This window comes from Streptomyces sp. NPDC044002 (genome assembly GCF_056434525.1).
In genome coordinates this window covers 73,806-91,977 of record NZ_JBWKEZ010000014.1, presented here as the reverse complement: position 1 = coordinate 91,977, position 18,172 = coordinate 73,806, and the positions used below count along the sequence as shown (strand labels likewise).

Here is an 18,172-nt window from a genome sequence, read left to right as displayed (position 1 = left end):
GCCCCCCCCCTCCCTCCCCTGTTTTGTTTTGTTGTGTGTGGTTCCGCTTCTTTTCCTCTCCCCCCCCCCCGGCCTACCCCCCCCCCCCCCCCCCCCCCCCCCGCCGGGAAAGTCGCAGGTCAGGACCGGAGCATGGACTTCCGGGACCTTGGTCACCAGTTGTCCCGTACCCGCTCCCAGGCCTGCCCGTCACCCCCGCGCGACCACGATCCGAGACGGCCGGGCCGGGGCGGGAGGGGTCAGGCGAGGCCCAGGTCCCCGAGCTGGTAGCCGGTGAGGTAGGGCAGGCCGGCGGCGGCGATCGCGTCGGCCGCGCCGCGGTCCACGATGGTGGCGACGGCGACGACCTCGCCGCCGGCCTCGCGGACCGCCTCGACGGCGGTCAGCGGGGAGCCGCCGGTGGTCGAGGTGTCCTCGACGACCAGGCAGCGCTTGCCCTTCACCTCGGTGCCCTCGATGCGGCGCTGCATGCCGTGGGCCTTCTGCGCCTTGCGGACGACGAAGGCGTCCAGGCGCTCGCCACGCGCGGCGGAGGCGTGCAGCATCGAGGTGGCGACCGGGTCGGCGCCCAGGGTCAGGCCGCCGACGCAGTCGAACTCCAGGTCGGCGGTGAGGTCCAGCATGACCTGCCCGACCAGCGGGGCGGCCTCGCCGTCGAGGGTGATCCGGCGGAGGTCGATGTAGTAGTCGGCTTCCTTGCCGGAGGAGAGCGTCACCTTGCCGTGCACGACGGCCTTGTCCTTGATCTGCTGCAGAAGCGCATCGCGTACGTCAGTCATGCCGTCGAGCTTAGGGGGTGCGTCCGGCGGCTCAGCCGAGGCGTCGCCACGTCCAGGTCGTGGAGACCTCCAGCGGGTCCACCGGCGTGACCAGGCGCGGGAGGCTGTTGAGGCCGTTCGGCGGGCCGGACTGGGGCTCGACGCAGACGGCCTCGGGCTGCTCGTCGTACACGACCACCCATTCGGCGGGGCTGGTGACCTTCAGCTCCAGCTGACCGGGCCAGGTGAGGGTGACGTCGACCCCGTAGGGCATGCCGAAGCAGTCGTCCCAGGGGCCGGGCTTCGGGTCGGTGCGGCGGCCGGTGGGGATGTGGTCCTCGTCGCGCTCCTCCTGCCAGGCCGGGTCGAAGCCGATCCGGGCCGGCTCCCCGCCCTCGGTCAGGACCCGGTTGAACCAGGGGTGCCAGCCCGCCTGCGCCGGAAAGGAGTCCTGGTACGTCTCCACGCCCAGGCGGATCGTCAGCGCGTCCGCGCCCAGCTCGAAGAGCTGCGTCACCCGGCCGGAGTAGGGCCAGGGGTCGGTGAGGTCGTAGGTGAAGGCCGCGGTGGTGGCGGTGGCCGAGGCCGTCTTCCAGGGCGCGTCCCGGGCGAAGCCGTGGATGGCGTGCGGCGGGTGGTTGAGCGGCAGCTGGTGGACGGCGGCGCCGTCGTGGAACCGCCCGTTCGCCGTGCGCCCGCACCACGGGACCATCGGGAAGGCCCCGTACTTCGGGCCCTGCCGCAGCAGCTCGATGCCGTCGACGCGCAGACCGCTGACCCGGCAGCCGTTCTCCTGATCGATGGTGATTTCGGCGCCGCCGGCGCTCAGTCGCGTAGTCATACGGCGACCCTACGGCTCGTCAGCGACGGCGGCGCAACGCCCTTCCGACCACGACCGCCGAGGCGAGGGCCAGGGCCGCCGCCGGGGCGATCCAGCGCAGGCCGTTGCCCCCGTCGGAGGCGGAAGGCGCCGGGACCGGGGCGTAACGGCCGCGCGGGGGCGCGTGGTCGACCTCCTCGGCGCTGCGGCCGATCATCGTGCGGCGGGCGTGGGCGGCCTCGGCCGGCGGCCGCCCGGGGCCGGCGGGGCCCGCGCCCTGCCCTTCCTCCTCCTCCGGCTCGGCGAAGGCGGCGAAGTCCGCGAACTCGCCTTCCAGGAAGGGGTCGAGGGAGGGCGGCGGCACCTCGGTGTCGAACACGGACGGCTCGGACGGCACGGCGCCGGCGGGTCCGGCCCCCTCCTGCCCGGCCCCGGCGACGGACTCGCCCGCGGTGCCGGCCGCGCCGGCCAGGTTGGCGGCGAAGCGGTCGAGGAGCCGTCCGGCGGCGGTGGCGGTGGCCCCCGGGTCGAAGGCGGCGGCCCGGCCGTCGGCGGTGGCCCCGCCGCTGAACTCCAGCAGGGTCCCGCCGTCGTGCGGGACCAGCCTCAGCACGAGCGCGAGGGTGACGGTGCCGCTGCCCCGCACCTCGCTGCCCCCGCCCTCCGCGGCGAAGTGGTCGGGGTCCCGTTCGGTGATGGCCAGGGCGCCCCGGTAGGTCACGGTGTGGCCGCCGACCCGCACCTTGAGCCGCCCGGCCAGCGGCCCGGACGCGGTGTCGGCGTCCTGCTGGAGCCCGGGGACGCAGCGGGCCACCCGGGCGGGGTCGCGCAGCACGGCGCGGACGTCTTGTGCCGGTACCGGAACGAACACCTGATGCTCCATGCGGCCGAGCCTACCGAGGGTGCCCGCCCCTGCACACGGACACGACGCCACGGGTCAGTGGTAACGCGGATGCGGCAGCGTGGACGGCGGCAGCCCGGCGGCCGGCCGGCTGCGGGCGGCGTCCCGGGCCGCGTCCTGCAGCCCCCGGGTGGACACGGCCCGCAGGGCGGGGGTGTCGCGGTCCACGCGCAGCTCGGGGACCCGGTCGCGGGCGGCGAGCACGAAGCCCCAGTCCTGCGGCGGCGCGTCGGCCGCGCCCTGGGTGCGGTCGGGCCCGGCGGCGAAGCCGGAGAGCCGGCCGCCCGTGCTGTACGGGGTGGTGAGCAGCCCGGCCGCGCGCAGGGTGGACTCGACGGTCCAGTACGTACGCGGCCTCGTGGTGAGGGGGCCGGCGTGCACCGCGATGCGCCCGCCCGGCTTCAGGGCCCGCGCGGCGAGCCCGTAGAACTCCTGCGAGTACAGCTTGGTGCTCGGGGTGATGCCCGGGTCGGGCAGGTCGGAGACGATGACGTCGAAGCGGTCCCGCGCGGCGGGGCCCCGCAGCCAGCGGAAGGCGTCCTCGGTGACGACGCCCAGGCGCGGGTCCGCGTACGCCCGGGCGTTGAGCGCGGAGAGCATCGGGTCGGTGCGGGCGAGGCGGACCACGCCGGGGTCGAGCTCGACGACGGTGACGGAGGCGACGTCCCGGTAGCGCAGCACCTCGCGGGCGGCGAGCCCGTCGCCGCCGCCGAGGACCAGGACCCGGGCGTGCGGGCCGGTCATCGCGGGGTGGACCAGGGCCTCGTGGTACCGGTACTCGTCGTAGCCGCTGACCCGCAGCCGCCCGTCGAGGAAGAGGTCCAGGGAGCGCGGGGAGCCGGTCGACGGCCCGGTCAGCACCAGTTCCTGCACGCCGGTCTGTGCGGCGACCCGTACCTCGGCGCCGTAGACGGCGGTGCGCGCGGCCCGCTCGAAGTCGTCGACGAGGACGGTGGCGGAGGCGAGCAGGGCGAGGACGGTCGCGTTGGCGGTGACCAGCAGCCAGCGGCAGCGTCTGCTGAGGTCGTGGCGGAACAGCCACAGGACGAGTCCGCCGCCGACGACGGCGTTCACCGTGCCGGTCAGCATGGCTCCGGTGAGCTGGCCGAGCACGGGCAGCAGCAGGAAGGGGAACGCGAGCCCGCCGGCCAGGGCGCCCACGTAGTCGGCGGCGAAGAGGTCGGCGACGGCCCCGCCGGCGTCCTGTCTGCGGATGCGCTGGATGAGGACCATCAGCAGCGGGATCTCGGCGCCGATGAGGACCCCGATGCCGAAGGAGAACGCGACGAGGGCCGGCCGGGACTCCCCCAGCCAGGCGAAGCTGGCGTACAGGGCCATGGCGGAGAAGCCGCCGAGCAGGGCGAGCACGGCCTCGATGGCGCCGAAGCCGAAGGCGGGCCGGTGGCGCAGGCGTTTGGCGAGGAGGGAGCCGACGCCCATGGCGAAGACCATGACGGACAGGACGACCGACGCCTGCGTGACGGAGTCGCCGATGAGGTACGAGCCGAGGGCGAGCAGTTCCAGCTCGTACACGAGCCCGCAGGCGGCGCAGACGAACACGGTGGCCAGCACGAGGAGTCGGCCGGTCCGGGGGCGTACGGGCAGGGCGGCCTGGACGGTCTGCACGCCCCGCGGCTCCGCCGCCGGGAGCACCCCGCGGGGGGCGGAACGGTCGATCATGCAGCGAACCGTACGTCACCGCCCACCGACACCCTGTCACCCACATGGGTGCAAGTACCTTGTCGATCAGGCCAGTTGGCGTAATCGCACCGGGTCCCGGCGGGGGCTGGACGGGGGCTAGACGGGGGCCCCCATGCGCACGCCCACCCGGGTGCGGGTGGCCACCAGCTGACCCTCCTGCGGGTAGGCGTGCCAGGTGCGCCAGCGCACCTGGCCCTCGTGCCGCTGCGCGAGCATCGCGGTGAACGCGTGCGGGTCACCGGGGAAGGTGCCTGCTAGCCCGTTCGGGTGATCCGCGACCAGCGCGAGCAGCTCCTGCGCCCGCCCCGCGAAGGACCCCCGGGAGAGGGTCTCGACCCGCGCGGCGAACTCGTACTCCCAGTCGCCCACCCGCTTCGCCACGCCGAGCGGCAGCGGCGTACTGCTGCCGGGCATACAGGCGACCGTCTCCGAACAGAGCACCTCGCCCTCCTCCAGGAGCACCTGGTGAGAGGCCCCGAGCAGGCGCAACTCCACCTTCGCGTCCGCGAGCTGGAGGTTCAGTACGGCCAGGGCGGGCAGCCGGTCGCGTCCCAGGGCCCAGGCGAGATCGGCGGCACGCGTGTCGGTGTAGGTGGTCTGGAGGGTCGTGAGCATGAGTCGGCTCCGCAAACGCGCGAGGGAGATGGGCCGGGGCCCGCCAGCGGTAGTCAACGGGTGGGGGGACACCGGCACGGGTCCACAGGAAGTCCCGGAAGGTCCGGAGACTGGTCTACTCAACCGAGGGAATCATGAAAGGCACGGCACTCACAGCGTTTTTACCCAACTTGACGGGGTTTACATCCCCCCGGGGGCTTCACGGTTCACCTGTTCAACACCACGCCGCCCGTACGCCGTAGTGACCGCCCGAACAAGAAGACGCCCGAAGGAAGTTGTCCCCGCCGGGCGTCTTGTCCACACGGGGTACGCGCGCCTTCCGCACACGGCGCGGACCGCGGTTCACGGAACACGGCCCGCGGCGCACGTACCAGTGTCAGCTGGACCCGCAGCCCCCGCCACCGCAGGAGGACGAGGACCCGCACGACGAGGACGAACCGCAGGAGGACGAGGAGCCCCCGCCGCCGGCCCACCAGCTGGACCCGGAACCACCGGAGCCGGAGCCGGAGCCGGACCCGCTGCCGCCCGACCCGCCCAAACGCGCCACCAGGACGACGAAGCCCACGACCGCCACCGCCACGAGAATCAGAACCAGGGTCACGTTCCCGCCTCCTTCCCCACACCCCGGTCGCCCGGGTCGCGGCACCCCCGTGGCCCGCGTGGAGGAGGGATGCCCGCAGGCCAAAGCCTCGAAAGCACACTTGAGCAACTCCAGAGGTTCCCCCGAGGATGACGCCCATGAGCGCACCCGCGGGCAACAGCAGCCGCCCCTTCCTCAACCGCAGCCTCGCCGCCTTCGGCACCACGATCTTCGCGGAGATGTCGGCGCTGGCCGCCGCCACCGGGTCGATCAACCTGGGCCAGGGCTTCCCCGACACCGACGGCCCCGCCGAGATCGCCGAAGCGGCCGTACGCGCGATCCGCGACGGCCGCGGCAACCAGTACCCGCCCGGCCCGGGCATCCCCGAACTGCGCACCGCGATCACCGCCCACCAGCAGCGCTTCTACGGCCTGTCCTACGACCCGGACACCGAGGTCCTCGTCACCGCCGGCGCCACCGAGGCCATCGCCGCCTCCCTCCTCGCCCTCCTCGAACCGGGCGACGAGGTCATCGCGCTGGAACCGTTCTACGACTCCTACGCCGCCTGCATCGCCATGGCGGGCGCGGTCCGCGTCCCGCTCACCCTGCGCGCCCCGCACTTCCGCCCCGACCTCGACGCCCTGCGCGACGCGATCACCCCGCGCACCCGGCTGCTCCTGCTCAACACCCCGCACAACCCCACGGGCACCGTCCTGACCCGCGAGGAACTGGCCGTCATCGCCGAACTCGCCGTGGAGCGCGACCTCCTCGTCGTCACCGACGAGGTGTACGAGCACCTCGTCTTCGAGGGCGCGCACGTGCCGCTGGCCTCCCTGCCCGGCATGCGCGAACGCACCGTCACCATCTCCTCCGCCGGCAAGACCTTCTCCTTCACCGGCTGGAAGGTCGGCTGGATCACCGCCCCGCCCGCGCTGGTCTCTGCGGTCCGCTCCGCCAAGCAGTTCCTGACGTACGTCTCCTCCGGCCCCTTCCAGTACGCCGTCGCCGAGGCACTCGCCCTCCCCGGCTCCTACTTCGACGAGTTCCGCGCGGACCTCGCCGCCAAGCGCGACCTCCTCTCCGACGGGCTCGCCGCCGCCGGCTTCGAGGTCTTCCGCCCGCAGGGCACGTACTTCATCACCACCGACGTCTCGCCCCTGGGCGAGAAGGACGGCCTCGCCTTCTGCCGCGCCCTGCCCGGGCGGTGCGGGGTCGTCGCCATCCCGAACCAGGTCTTCTACGACGACAAGTCCGCCGGGGCCACCCAGGTCCGCTGGGCCTTCTGCAAGCGGACCGACGTCCTCCAGGAGGCCGTGGACCGCCTCCGCCGGCTCTGAGGCCCGGTATGGACACGCCGACGAGAGAGGTGGCGTCCGCCCCCGGGCGGACCCGGCGAAGACGGGGGACGGCCCGGTCGGCCGGGGTCGCGCTCGGGGCGTTCGCCGCCGTGCGCGGGACGGGGGCGCTGGTCGTCGCCCTCGGTGCCTGGTGGGCGGGCAAGGACCCGGTGAAGGTGCTCGGCGGCTCCTGGGACTCCTTCTGGTACCTCTCCATCGCCTCCCGCGGCTACGGCCGCACCCAGATGTGGCCCGCCTCCGACTCCATCCAGAGCGACTACGCCTTCTTCCCGCTGTACCCGCTGCTGGTGGACCTCACCGGCGGCGGCCCCGTCGCCGGGCTCGTCGTGTCCTGGACGGCCGCCGCCGCTGCCGCCGTCGGGGTGTACCGGATCGGGGAGCTGCTGCTCGGGGCGCGGGCCGGGGTGCTGCTCGTCGCGCTGTGGGCCTCGCTGCCGCACGCGGTGGTGCTGGGCCTGGCCTACACCGAGCCCCTGCTGTGCGCACTGGCCGCCTGGTCGCTGTACGCGCTGCTGCGGGGGCGCTGGCTGTGGGCGGCCTCCCTGGCCGCGCTCGCCGGTCTGACCCGGCCCACCGGGATCGCCGTCGCCGCCGCCGTGACCGTCGTGGCCCTGCGGGAGCTGCTGGTACGGGGCAACCGGGCGCCCGGGGTGTGGGCGGCCGGGCTGCTCGCGCCCGCGGGCTGGGCCTCGTACGTCGTGGCCGTCGGGGCGCACCGCCACGACCCCCTCGGCTACTTCACCGTCCAGCGGCAGTGGGGCTCGCGCTTCGACTTCGGCGGCGGGACCCTGGAGACGGCCTGGAAGGCCCTGTCCGGCGGGCCCGTGACCGTACCGGTCGCGGTGACGCTGGCCGTGCTCGCCGCCGCCGGGCTGCTGGCGGTGCCGGCCGTACTGGACCGGACGCCGCTGCCGCTGCTCGTGTACACCGCGACACTGCTGGTGATCACCTTCGGCGGGGCGGGCTTCTTCGAGTCGAAGCCGCGCTTCCTGCTGCCCGCGTTCCCGCTGCTGCTGCCGGTGGCGGCCGCAGTGGCGAGAGCCCGGCCGCGCACGGCGGTCGCGGTGACCGCCGGCCTGGCCGGGCTCTCGTGGACCTACGGGGCGTACCTGCTGCTCATGGCGGAGGTGCCCCTGTAGGAGGCCCTGGAGGCCCGGGAGGAGGCCTGCAGGGGGAGGGGGGACGGCTACTCGCCGTCCTCCTCCTTCTTCTCGTCGCCCTCGGCGGAGTCGACGTCCTTCTCCAGGCCGAGCTGCTCCAGCAGCCACTTGTCGAACTCGATCGACGCGCGGACCCAGCTGACCGTGGAGGACACGAAGTGCTCCAGGCTGACGCCGGTGCCGATCAGCATCTGCGCCTCGCCGATCAGGCGGACCGAGCCGTCGTCGTGCGTGTGGCTGTAGACCTTGGGCCACAGGGTGCGGCGGTTCCAGTCGTCGATCGACTCCAGCAGCTGCGGCTTGTCGTCGATGGCGTGCGGACGGTCGTAGAAGGTCCGCACGGAGAAGACCTGCTGCTCGCCCTCGCCGCGGAACATGAAGTAGGTGCGGAAGTCCTCCCACGGCGCCGCGAGGTCACCCTCGTCGTCGACGACGTACTTCAGCTCCATCTGCTCCAGGAGCTGCTTCACCAGGTCCTGGTCGGGGACGACGGGGCCCGCCGGTCCTTGGCCTTGCGGTTCGGGCTGACCCCCGAAGTTCGGAATCGAGGCCGGGTCGATGCTCACCGTGTACTTCCCTTCGTGCGGATGACGCCATCCTCCCCCATCTCGCCTACCCCGTGTCCAGCCCCGCACCCGCGATCCGCTCCCGGCGGACACGGGGCCCCGGCGGCCCTTACAGGGCCCGGCCGACCAGCAGGTCCTCGCCGGCCACGTCGACCCGTACGGTGTCGCCGTCGCGGACCTCGCCGGAGAGGATCTCCTTGGCGAGGCGGTCGCCCACGGCCGTCTGGATCAGGCGGCGCAGGGGGCGGGCGCCGTACGCCGGGTCGTTGCCCTTGTCCGCCAGCCAGGCCAGGGCCTCGGGGGTGACGTCCAGGGCGAGCCGGCGGTCGGCGAGGCGCTTGGCGAGCCGGGCGATCTGGAGCTCGGCGATGTGCGCCAGCTCGTCGCGGGTCAGCGCGGAGAAGACGACGAGGTCGTCGAGGCGGTTGAGGAACTCCGGCTTGAAGCTCGCCCGGACCACCTCCAGGACCTGCGCCTTCTTCTGCTCGGCCGGGGTGACGGGGTCCACCAGGAACTGGCTGCCCAGGTTCGAGGTCAGGATCAGGATGGTGTTGCGGAAGTCCACCGTACGGCCCTGGCCGTCGGTGAGGCGGCCGTCGTCGAGGACCTGGAGCAGGATGTCGAAGACCTCGGGGTGGGCCTTCTCGACCTCGTCCAGCAGCACCACGCTGTACGGGCGGCGCCGGACGGCCTCGGTGAGCTGGCCGCCCTCCTCGTAGCCGACGTAGCCGGGCGGGGCGCCGACGAGCCGGGCCACGCTGTGCTTCTCGGAGTACTCGGACATGTCGATGCGGACCATGGCCCGCTCGTCGTCGAAGAGGAAGTCCGCGAGGGCCTTGGCCAGCTCGGTCTTGCCCACGCCCGTCGGGCCCAGGAAGAGGAACGAGCCGGTGGGGCGGTCCGGGTCGGCGATGCCGGCCCGGGTGCGGCGCACGGCGTCCGCGACGGCCCGTACGGCCTCGGTCTGGCCGATCAGGCGGCGGCCCAGCTCGTCCTCCATGCGCAGGAGCTTCTGGGTCTCCCCTTCGAGGAGCCGGCCGGCCGGGATCCCGGTCCAGGCGCCGACCACGTCGGCGATGTCGTCGGGGCCGACCTCGTCCTTGACCATGCTGTTCTTCGCGGCGCCGGTCTTGGCGGCCTCCTCCTCGGCCTCGGTGGCCTCGGCGAGCTCCCGCTCCAGCCCCGGGATCTCCCCGTAGAGCAGCTTGGAGGCGGTGTCGAAGTCTCCGTCGCGCTGGGCGCGCTCGGCCTGGCCGCGCAGGTCGTCCAGGCGCTCCTTGAGCTCGCCGACGCGGTTGAGGGACTGCTTCTCCTTCTCCCAGCGGGCGGTGAGGCCGCGCAGCTCCTCCTCCCGGTCGGCGAGGTCCTTGCGGATCTTGTCGAGGCGTTCGAGGGAGGCCGGGTCGGACTCGTTCTTCAGCGCCAGCTCCTCCATCCGCATCCGGTCCACGGAGCGCTGGAGCTCGTCGATCTCCACGGGCGAGGAGTCGATCTCCATGCGGAGCCGGGAGGCCGCCTCGTCGACGAGGTCGATGGCCTTGTCGGGCAGGAAACGGGAGGTGATGTAGCGGTCGGAGAGGGTGGCGGCGGCGACGAGGGCGCTGTCGTTGATGACGACCTTGTGGTGGGCCTCGTAGCGGCCCTTGAGCCCGCGCAGGATCGCGATGGTGTCCTCGACGGTGGGCTCGGCGACCAGCACCTGCTGGAAGCGGCGCTCCAGCGCCGGGTCCTTCTCGATGCGCTCGCGGTACTCGTCCAGGGTGGTCGCGCCGACCATGCGCAGCTCGCCGCGGGCCAGCATGGGCTTGAGCATGTTGCCCGCGTCCATGGCGGAGTCCCCGCCGGCCCCGGCGCCGACGACGGTGTGCAGCTCGTCGATGAAGGTGATGATCTGGCCCTCGCTCGACTTGATCTCGGCGAGGACGGTCTTCAGGCGCTCCTCGAACTCGCCGCGGTACTTGGCGCCGGCCACCATCGCGCCGAGGTCGAGGGAGACGAGCCGCTTGCCCTTGAGGGACTCGGGGACGTCGCCCTTGACGATGCGCTGGGCCAGGCCCTCGACGACGGCGGTCTTGCCGACGCCGGGCTCGCCGATGAGCACCGGGTTGTTCTTGGTGCGGCGGGAGAGGACCTGGACGACGCGCCGGATCTCGTGGTCGCGGCCGATGACGGGGTCGAGCTTGCCGTCGCGGGCGGCGGCGGTGAAGTCGGTGCCGAACTTCTCCAGGGCCTTGTACTGGCCCTCGGGGTCGGGGGTGGTCACCCGCCGTGCTCCTCGTGCGTTCTGGAAGGCGTCCAGCAGCTTCTTCGCCGTGGCGCCCTGGGCGGAAAGGACCTCACCGGCCGGTCCGCCCTTGGCGGCGATGGCGATGAGGAGGTGTTCGGTGGAGAGGTACTCGTCGCCGAGGCGGCCGGCCTGGGAGTCGGCCTCGGCCAGTACGGCGAGCAGGTCGCGGCTGGGCTGCGGGGGCGCGACGGTGGAGCCGGTGACGCTGGGCAGGGCGGCGAGCAGGCGCTCGGCGCCGGCGCGGACGGCGGCCTGGTCGGCGTCGGTGGCGACCAGCAGGTCGACGACGTTCTCGTTGTCCTCGCCGGCGAGCAGCGCCAGCAGGAGGTGCGCGGGGGTCAGGTCGGCGTGGCCGTCCTTGACGGCCCTGCTCGTGGCCGCGTTCAGGGCGTCGCGGCTCTTGTTGGTCAGCTCGGCGTCCACTCTCGGTTTCTCCTCTCCGGCGGGCGTACGTGACGCGTCGCACCCGGCTGGCCGGATGCGCACTCTGACAGATTCAGCATCTGCAAAGTTGAGTCTATTCCACTCAAGGCATCGTCCGGGGCCATTCTGCCGCCGGATCCGGCGGGTACGCGGGCGTACGCTTCGGCCCATGTCCCATGACGTACTCAACCCGACGCCCGAGTACCTCGCCTTCTGGCGGGAGCGGCACGTCTGCACCCTGACCACCCCGCGCCCGGACGGCACGCCGCACGTGGTGCCCGTCGGCGTGACCTACGACCCGGAGGCGGGGCTGGCGCGGGTGATCAGCAACAAGCACAGCAAGAAGGTCCGCAACGTCCTGGCGGCGGCCGGCGGCGGCGCCCGGGTGGCGGTCTGCCAGATGGAGGGCCGGCGCTGGGCCACCCTGGAGGGGCGCGCGGTGATCCGTACGGACGAGGCGGCGGTCGCCGAGGCCGTGGCGCGCTACGCGGAGCGGTACGGGCGGATGCCCTCGCCCAATCCGGACCGGGTGGTCCTGGAGATCACCCTCGACCGGGCCATGGGCCGGGCCTGAGGCGGGCCCGAGGCGGGCCTGGGCCGGACCTGAGCCCGGAAAGCGATTGTCCGGTTCAACCACTGGACGCGGACATCACAACGGCGCCATCGTGGTCAGGTCCACGATGGCGCCGTTGTGTGGGGGTAGCACCTGGAGCGATCTGCAACGACGGGGGAATCGCCTCAGGCACTGCGGGGGGTGGCGGTGGTGATATCGGGCTCGAACAGCTGGTGGTCCCGCTGGTCGAGGTTGACGAAGACCATGCCGTACCGCACTTCACAGCGGACGGGCTGCGGTGCGCCCCGGGGGCGGCGCAGGCAGCGGTAGGCGCGGACGTCCTCGTCCTCTTCGCGCACGACGACGATCGGCTGGCCGAAAAGAGTGACCATCAACGAATCGCCGGCGTAGGGGATCGCCGTGGCGAGGTCTATGAACTGCCATCCCGAGCGGTACGCGGATGCCATTTCGCGGCGGAAGTCGCGGTCGTCGGGGGTCATGACGAGGCCTTCGCAGGGGTGCTGTTCCAGCCGAAATCGCTCTCGACGGCGGTTCCGGCCGACGGACCGGCAGCAGCCTGAGCGCTTCCCGTGTCCCCGTCGACGGCGACGACCGCCCCAAAGACCGCAACGGCGGAGAAAACAACGGCAAGCGCCGAGCGAAGCATTCTCTTATACATGGTCGGCTTCGTCCTCACTTGATGGAATCCTCTCCCCCGCACTGTCAGACGATGGCTCATTCAGGCACGTCAGTGCCACAGGGACGATGCATCATGTTCTTACATGTTCAGGACCCTGGGGGGTGGAGATTTGCCCAAGAGCGACATAAACCCGACACATCGCCACCCCGTCACGGAGATGTGCACCGAGGGCGCGCGACTCTACGCGGCGGCCCTGAGCACCGGCCGCGTCGCCCGCGGCGAGGTCGCGAACGCCCCCTGCCTGCTCGAATTCGCGCTACTGCGACCCGACCCGGACGACGCCAACCAGCTGCGCGCGGTTCCCCCGTCCATCGCACTGGCCCAACGGCTCCATCCGCTCGAACGCGAGATCCAGGAGCGCAGGCGCACCGCCGTAGATCTCACCGACGCATTCGAGCCGTTCCTGACCATCAGCGCACAAAGCCCCGCCAACACCCACGCCATCACGGTGCTGGAGGGCTTCGACCAGATCAACGCCGCCATCGACCTGGCCACCGCCGAGTGCCACACCGAGGCCCTGACGGTCCAGCCGGGTGGCGCCCGGCCGACCAACGTGCTCAGCGAGTCCCTGGAGCGGGCCACGCCGATGATCGACCGCGGGGTGAGCATCCGCACGCTCTACCAGCACACGGTGCGGCACAGCCAGGGCACGCTCGCCTACGTGGACCGGATCTCCGCCGGAAAGGTCGAGATCCGCACGCTGGAGGAGCTGATCGAGCGTCTCATGATCTTCGACCGCACCGTGGCCATCATCCCCGCCAGCGACGACCGGCGGGTGGCCCTGGAGCTGCGGCACCCGGGACTGGTGGACTACCTCATCAAGGTCTTCGAGCAACTCTGGCGCAGGGCCGTGCCGTTGGGCGACGAGGTCACGTACACGCACAGTCCGGATGGTATCTCCGGAGTGCAGCGCTCCATTGCACAGCTGCTGATCGAGGGCCACGTGGACGAGGCGATCGCCCGCCGGCTGGGAATGAACGTACGCACCTGCCGCGCGCACATAGCGAAGCTGGCCGCCGCCCTGGGCAGCGGCAGCAGGGCCCAGCTGGGCTACCTCATCGCCCAGTCCGGGATCCTGCACGGCCAGGGGCCCGCCCAGCTCCCCGAGGGCTGACAGGGGCCCTCGGGAGGCCCTCAGGAGCCCCCGGGACACGCCGAAGGCCCCGTCGGGCTCCTCCTGTGCGGGAGAGGCCCGACGGGGCCTTCACGGCGTGCGGGGGCCGCGGTCAGTCGCCCGGGCGCTTGGTGGGGCGCCAGACGACCAGCGCGCTGCCCGGCACCGGCGGCTGGTACGGGACCAGGTCGCGGCGGTACGAGGCGTGCACCTGGGCCTCACGGGCCTGGAGGGCGGCGGCCGCCCCGTCCACGGCGGCGGACAGCTCGGCCACGCGCTGCTGGAGCGCGGCCACCTGGTTCTCCAGTTCGATGATCCGCTTGATGCCGGCCAGGTTGATGCCCTCGTCCTGGGACAGCTGCTGCACCGTGCGGAGCAGCTCGATGTCCCTCGCCGAATACCGCCGGCCGCGGCCGGCCGTACGGTCCGGCGAGACCAGACCGAGGCGGTCGTACTGGCGCAGGGTCTGCGGATGCAGGCCCGAGAGCTGGGCGGCCACCGAGATCACGTAGACCGGGGTCTCGTCGGTGAGCTGGTACGCCCCCTCGCCGAAGCGGGGCTGTCGTCGGCGGCCGTCCATGTCATGCTCCCTTCGCGGACTCGAACAGGAGGGCACGCGGATCCTCGGACCCGGTCGCGTCCCGGTACATCTCCAGGGCCTCGCGGGCCTTGTCGGACAACTCCGCCGGAACCGCGACCTCCACCGTGACGAGCAGGTCGCCGCGGGTGCCGTCCTTGCGGACCGCGCCCTTGCCGCGGGCCCGCATCGTACGGCCGGTCGGGGTGCCCGGGGGCAGCTTCAGCGTCACCGCCGGGCCGCCCAGGGTCGGAACCTTGATGTCGGCTCCGAGGGCCGCCTCCGCGATCGTGACGGGCACGGTCACCGTGAGGTTGTCGTCCTTGCGGCCGAACACCGGGTGGCTGCCGACGTGCACGACGACGTACAGGTCGCCGGCCGGGCCGCCGCGCTCGCCCGGGGCGCCCTTGCCGCGCAGCCGGATCCGCTGGCCGTCGAAGACGCCCGCCGGGATCCGGACCTGCATGGTGCGGGAGGACTTCGCGCGCCCGCTGCCCTTGCAGACCTCGCAGGGGTTCTCCGCGATCAGGCCGCGGCCCTTGCAGTCCGCGCAGGGGTCGGTCAGCGAGAAGCCGCCGCCGCTGCCCCGGGAGACCTGGCCGGTGCCGACGCAGGTCGGGCAGACGCGGGGCGTGCCGTTCTTGTCGCCGGTGCCCGAACAGGCCTTGCAGGGGGCCTGCGAGGACATCCGCAGCGGCACGGTCGCGCCGTCCACGGCCTCCGTGAAGGAGAGCGTGACCTCCGACTCGATGTCCTGGCCGCGGCGCGGCTGGGTGCGGGTCCCCGCACCGGCCCCGGCGCCGCGGTTGAACAGGCCGCCGAAGACGTCGCCGAGGCCGCCGCCGAAGCCGCCCTGGCCGCCGGCCTGGGTGCCCCCGAAGAGGTCGCCCAGGTCGAAGTTGAACGAGCCGCCGCCGCCGGGACCGGCGCGGAAGCCGCCGTTCCCGAACAGCGCGCGGGCGTCGTCGTACTCCTTGCGCTTCTTGGCGTCGCCGAGGACGTCGTTCGCCTCGGAGATCTCCTTGAAGCGCTCCTCGGCCGAGGCGTCGCCCTTGTTGGCGTCCGGGTGGAACTCGCGGGCGAGCTTCCGGTACGCCTTCTTGATCTCGGCCTCGGTGGCGTCCTTCGGGACACCGAGGACCTTGTAGTAGTCCTTCTCGACGAAGTCCTTCGTGCTCATCCCCGGTGTCCCTCCTCTCGGATCCCTACATGGTGTGCGTCAGCCCTTGTCGGGGGCATCCGTGTCCTTGTCGGACGGCGTGTCGCCGTCGCCGGACTCGGACTTCGCGGCGGGTGCCGCGCCCGGCTGGGGCTCGGCCACCGCGACCCGCGCGGGGCGGATCGTGCGCTCGCCGATCCGGTACCCCGGCTGCAGGATCGCCACGCAGGTCGTCTCGGTGACGTCCGGCGCGTACGAGTGCATCAGGGCCTCGTGGATCGTCGGGTCGAAGGGCTCGCCCTCCTTGCCGAACTGCTGCAGCCCCATCTTGGCGGCGGCGGTCTCCAGCGACTCGGCCACCGACTTGAAGCCGCCGACCAGCTCGCCGTGCTCCCGGGCCCGGCCGATGTCGTCCAGGGTCGGGAGGAGCTCCGTCAGCAGGCTCGCGACCGCGATCTCCTTGACGGCGACCCGGTCCCGCTCCACGCGGCGACGGTAGTTCTGGTACTCGGCCTGGAGCCGCTGGAGGTCCGCGGTGCGCTCGCCGAGCGCGGTACGGGCCTGGTCCAGCTGCGCCAGCAGCGCAACATCCTGAGCCTTGTCCCCGGCCGGGGCCGCCTCGTCCTCCTTCTTGGAGGAGTCGGCGGCCTTCGGCTCCGCGTCGTCAGCGCCGGCGCCGGCGGGGACTTCGGGCTTCTCGTCGAAGCCCGGGGTCTCCTCCGACATCAGGCAGCGCCGCCCTTCGGCTTCTCGTCGTCGACGATCTCGGCGTCGACGACGTCGTCGTCGGCCTTGGCCTGGCCCGCGTCACCCGCGGCGCCGGCGGCACCCTGGGCGGCCTGGGCGTCGGCGTAGATGGCCTGGCCGAGCTTCTGGCTGACCGCGGCCAGCTTCTCCGTCGCGGTGCGGATCTCGGCGGTGTCCTCGCCCTTGAGCTTGTCCTTCAGCTCGGTGACGGCCGTCTCGACCTCGGTCTTGACCTCGGCCGGGACCTTCTCCGCGTTGTCCGCGAGGAACTTCTCCGTCTGGTAGACGAGCTGCTCGCCCTGGTTGCGGGACTCGGCGGCCTCCTTGCGGCGCAGGTCCTCGTCCGCGTACTGCTCGGCCTCCTGGCGCATGCGGTCGACCTCGTCCTTGCCGAGCGAGGAGCCGCCGGTGACGGTCATCTTCTGCTCCTTGCCCGTGCCAAGGTCCTTGGCCGTGACGTGCATGATGCCGTTGGCGTCGATGTCGAAGGAGACCTCGATCTGCGGGACGCCGCGCGGGGCCGGCGGCAGGCCCGTCAGCTCGAACATGCCGAGCTTCTTGTTGTACGCCGCGATCTCGCGCTCGCCCTGGTAGACCTGGATCTGCACGGACGGCTGGTTGTCCTCGGCCGTCGTGAAGATCTCCGACCGCTTGGTCGGGATGGTCGTGTTGCGCTCGATGAGCTTGGTCATGATGCCGCCCTTGGTCTCGATGCCGAGGGACAGCGGGGTCACGTCGAGGAGCAGGACGTCCTTGACCTCACCCTTGAGGACACCGGCCTGGAGGGTGGCGCCGATGGCGACGACCTCGTCCGGGTTGACGCCCTTGTTGGCGTCCTGACCGCCGGTGAGCTCCTTGACGAGCTCGGCGACGGCCGGCATGCGGGTGGAGCCGCCGACCAGGACCACGTGGTCGATCTCGGACAGCGCGATGCCGGCGTCCTTGATGACGTTGTGGAACGGGGTCTTGCAGCGGTCGAGCAGGTCCGCGGTCAGCTGCTGGAACTGGGCGCGGGTGAGCTTCTCGTCCAGGTGCAGCGGGCCCTCGGCGGAGGCCGTGATGTAGGGCAGGTTGATCGAGGTCTCCGTGGAGGAGGACAGCTCGATCTTCGCCTTCTCGGCGGCCTCGCGCAGGCGCTGGAGCGCCATCTTGTCCTTGGACAGGTCGACGCCGTGGCCGTTGGCGAACTGCTTCACCAGGTAGTCGACGACGCGCTGGTCCCAGTCGTCGCCACCGAGGTGGTTGTCACCGTTGGTGGCCTTGACCTCGACGACACCGTCGCCGATCTCCAGGAGCGACACGTCGAAGGTGCCGCCACCGAGGTCGAAGACGAGAATGGTCTGGTCGTCCTTGTCGAGGCCGTACGCCAGGGCGGCGGCGGTCGGCTCGTTGACGATGCGCAGGACGTTCAGACCGGCGATCTCGCCGGCCTCCTTCGTCGCCTGGCGCTCGGAGTCGTTGAAGTAGGCAGGAACGGTGATGACCGCGTCCGTGACCTTCTCGCCCAGGTACGCCTCGGCGTCGCGCTTCAGCTTCTGCAGGATGAAGGCGCTCATCTGCTGCGGGTTGAAGTCCTTGCCATCCAGGTTGATCTTCCAGTCAGTGCCCATGTGGCGCTTGACGGAGCGGATGGTCCGGTCAACGTTCGTGACCGCCTGGCGCTTGGCCACCTCGCCGACGAGGACCTCGCCGTTCTTGGCGAAGGCGACGACGGACGGCGTGGTCCTGGCACCCTCGGCGTTGGTGATGACGGTGGGCTCGCCGCCTTCGAGAACGCTGACGACGGAGTTAGTGGTGCCCAGGTCGATGCCGACCGCACGTGCCATTTCAATTCCTCCAGCTGACTTGAGTGGAACAGGCTCAAGAATGCCGTAACGCTGCGCTGGCGTCAACAGAGGTGAGTCGAGGGGGCTCAACCTTTAGGCTGCGCTTACGCTCAGGGGCACAGCCCCTGGCCCGGGCCGGCCCCGAGCCCGCACCCGCGCCGAGCCGCGGGACCGCGCAGGCGCTGCGCACCCGTCGCCCCGATCGCCGGCGCGGCCGGACCTGCGGCCGGCGGCCAGCGGCCGTCGCTCGCAGCCGAACCCAGCCCCGCCGGGGGCCGCAGCATCCTCAGCCCCGCCGGCGATTGAGGCGCGGGGGTCTGGGGGCAG

General features: G+C 72.1%; 18 protein-coding genes. 4 read left to right on the top strand and 14 right to left on the bottom strand.

Annotated elements, in window-relative coordinates; genetic code table 11:
* Nucleotides 1-239 precede the first annotated feature (239 nt).
* The 6 genes from pyrE to AC07A6_RS13600 form a co-directional block, all read right to left on the bottom strand.
* A complete protein-coding gene (pyrE, locus tag AC07A6_RS13625; RefSeq protein ID WP_007265023.1) occupies nucleotides 240-779 on the bottom strand; it encodes an orotate phosphoribosyltransferase in 540 nt (179 codons plus the stop codon).
* A gap of 31 nt (nucleotides 780-810) precedes the next feature.
* Complete coding sequence (locus tag AC07A6_RS13620) at nucleotides 811-1,599, bottom strand: aldose epimerase family protein (protein ID WP_362458792.1); 789 nt, start codon at nucleotides 1,597-1,599, stop codon at nucleotides 811-813.
* A gap of 19 nt (nucleotides 1,600-1,618) precedes the next feature.
* On the bottom strand, nucleotides 1,619-2,461 hold the full coding sequence (locus AC07A6_RS13615; protein ID WP_478777193.1) for an SRPBCC domain-containing protein: 843 nt from the start codon (nucleotides 2,459-2,461) through the stop codon (nucleotides 1,619-1,621).
* A gap of 54 nt (nucleotides 2,462-2,515) precedes the next feature.
* Nucleotides 2,516-4,159, bottom strand: a complete 1,644-nt coding sequence (locus AC07A6_RS13610; RefSeq protein ID WP_362458786.1) for a polyamine aminopropyltransferase — start codon at nucleotides 4,157-4,159, stop codon at nucleotides 2,516-2,518.
* 117 nt (nucleotides 4,160-4,276) lie between these two features.
* Nucleotides 4,277-4,795 (bottom strand): DUF2617 family protein, encoded by a 519-nt coding sequence (locus tag AC07A6_RS13605; protein ID WP_042801168.1) that lies wholly within the window; start codon nucleotides 4,793-4,795, stop codon nucleotides 4,277-4,279.
* 376 nt (nucleotides 4,796-5,171) lie between these two features.
* On the bottom strand, nucleotides 5,172-5,396 hold the full coding sequence (locus AC07A6_RS13600) for a hypothetical protein (RefSeq protein ID WP_478777192.1): 225 nt from the start codon (nucleotides 5,394-5,396) through the stop codon (nucleotides 5,172-5,174).
* A 128-nt stretch (nucleotides 5,397-5,524) separates the two neighbouring features.
* Between AC07A6_RS13600 and AC07A6_RS13595 the strand changes: the two genes are divergently transcribed.
* Together AC07A6_RS13595 and AC07A6_RS13590 are read left to right on the top strand one after the other, a co-directional pair.
* Entirely contained in the window at nucleotides 5,525-6,712 is a 1,188-nt protein-coding gene (locus AC07A6_RS13595) for a pyridoxal phosphate-dependent aminotransferase (RefSeq protein ID WP_478777191.1), read from the top strand.
* A gap of 8 nt (nucleotides 6,713-6,720) precedes the next feature.
* The gene (locus AC07A6_RS13590; protein WP_478777190.1) at nucleotides 6,721-7,872 is read left to right on the top strand and encodes a hypothetical protein; all 1,152 of its coding nucleotides are present in this window, start codon (nucleotides 6,721-6,723) and stop codon (nucleotides 7,870-7,872) included.
* Between the two features lie 47 nt (nucleotides 7,873-7,919).
* Here the strand turns inward: AC07A6_RS13590 and AC07A6_RS13585 are convergent, their stop codons facing one another.
* Entirely contained in the window at nucleotides 7,920-8,459 is a 540-nt protein-coding gene (locus AC07A6_RS13585; RefSeq protein WP_362458774.1) for a type III secretion system chaperone family protein, read from the bottom strand.
* A gap of 109 nt (nucleotides 8,460-8,568) precedes the next feature.
* Nucleotides 8,569-11,169 carry an ATP-dependent chaperone ClpB gene (clpB, locus tag AC07A6_RS13580; protein ID WP_478777189.1) on the bottom strand — a complete coding sequence of 867 codons (2,601 nt, stop codon included), beginning with the start codon at nucleotides 11,167-11,169 and terminating at the stop codon, nucleotides 8,569-8,571.
* A gap of 169 nt (nucleotides 11,170-11,338) precedes the next feature.
* Between clpB and AC07A6_RS13575 the strand changes: the two genes are divergently transcribed.
* Nucleotides 11,339-11,743 (top strand): pyridoxamine 5'-phosphate oxidase family protein, encoded by a 405-nt coding sequence (locus AC07A6_RS13575; RefSeq protein ID WP_385762828.1) that lies wholly within the window; start codon nucleotides 11,339-11,341, stop codon nucleotides 11,741-11,743.
* 164 nt (nucleotides 11,744-11,907) lie between these two features.
* Here AC07A6_RS13575 and AC07A6_RS13570 read toward each other — a convergent pair whose 3' ends face one another.
* Together AC07A6_RS13570 and AC07A6_RS13565 are read right to left on the bottom strand one after the other, a co-directional pair.
* The gene (locus AC07A6_RS13570) at nucleotides 11,908-12,222 is read right to left on the bottom strand and encodes a Rieske (2Fe-2S) protein (RefSeq protein WP_030228709.1); all 315 of its coding nucleotides are present in this window, start codon (nucleotides 12,220-12,222) and stop codon (nucleotides 11,908-11,910) included.
* Entirely contained in the window at nucleotides 12,219-12,419 is a 201-nt protein-coding gene (locus AC07A6_RS13565) for a hypothetical protein (protein WP_285343631.1), read from the bottom strand. The genes AC07A6_RS13570 and AC07A6_RS13565 overlap by 4 nt, the downstream gene beginning before the upstream one ends.
* Nucleotides 12,420-12,504: 85 nt before the next feature.
* On the opposite strand from AC07A6_RS13565, the gene AC07A6_RS13560 reads away from it, so the two are divergent.
* Nucleotides 12,505-13,536 (top strand): helix-turn-helix transcriptional regulator, encoded by a 1,032-nt coding sequence (locus AC07A6_RS13560; protein ID WP_362458764.1) that lies wholly within the window; start codon nucleotides 12,505-12,507, stop codon nucleotides 13,534-13,536.
* A 112-nt stretch (nucleotides 13,537-13,648) separates the two neighbouring features.
* On the opposite strand, the gene AC07A6_RS13555 is transcribed toward AC07A6_RS13560, so the two are convergent.
* The 4 genes from AC07A6_RS13555 to dnaK are packed head-to-tail and all read right to left on the bottom strand — an operon-like array spanning nucleotide 13,649 to nucleotide 17,845.
* On the bottom strand, nucleotides 13,649-14,116 hold the full coding sequence (locus AC07A6_RS13555; RefSeq protein ID WP_125813228.1) for a heat shock protein transcriptional repressor HspR: 468 nt from the start codon (nucleotides 14,114-14,116) through the stop codon (nucleotides 13,649-13,651).
* 1 nt (nucleotide 14,117) lies between these two features.
* Complete coding sequence (gene dnaJ / locus AC07A6_RS13550) at nucleotides 14,118-15,293, bottom strand: molecular chaperone DnaJ (protein ID WP_362458760.1); 1,176 nt, start codon at nucleotides 15,291-15,293, stop codon at nucleotides 14,118-14,120.
* A 39-nt stretch (nucleotides 15,294-15,332) separates the two neighbouring features.
* Complete coding sequence (gene grpE, locus AC07A6_RS13545; RefSeq protein WP_362458757.1) at nucleotides 15,333-15,998, bottom strand: nucleotide exchange factor GrpE; 666 nt, start codon at nucleotides 15,996-15,998, stop codon at nucleotides 15,333-15,335.
* Nucleotides 15,998-17,845, bottom strand: a complete 1,848-nt coding sequence (gene dnaK / locus AC07A6_RS13540) for a molecular chaperone DnaK (protein WP_362458754.1) — start codon at nucleotides 17,843-17,845, stop codon at nucleotides 15,998-16,000. The genes grpE and dnaK overlap by 1 nt, the downstream gene beginning before the upstream one ends.
* Nucleotides 17,846-18,172 lie beyond the last annotated feature (327 nt).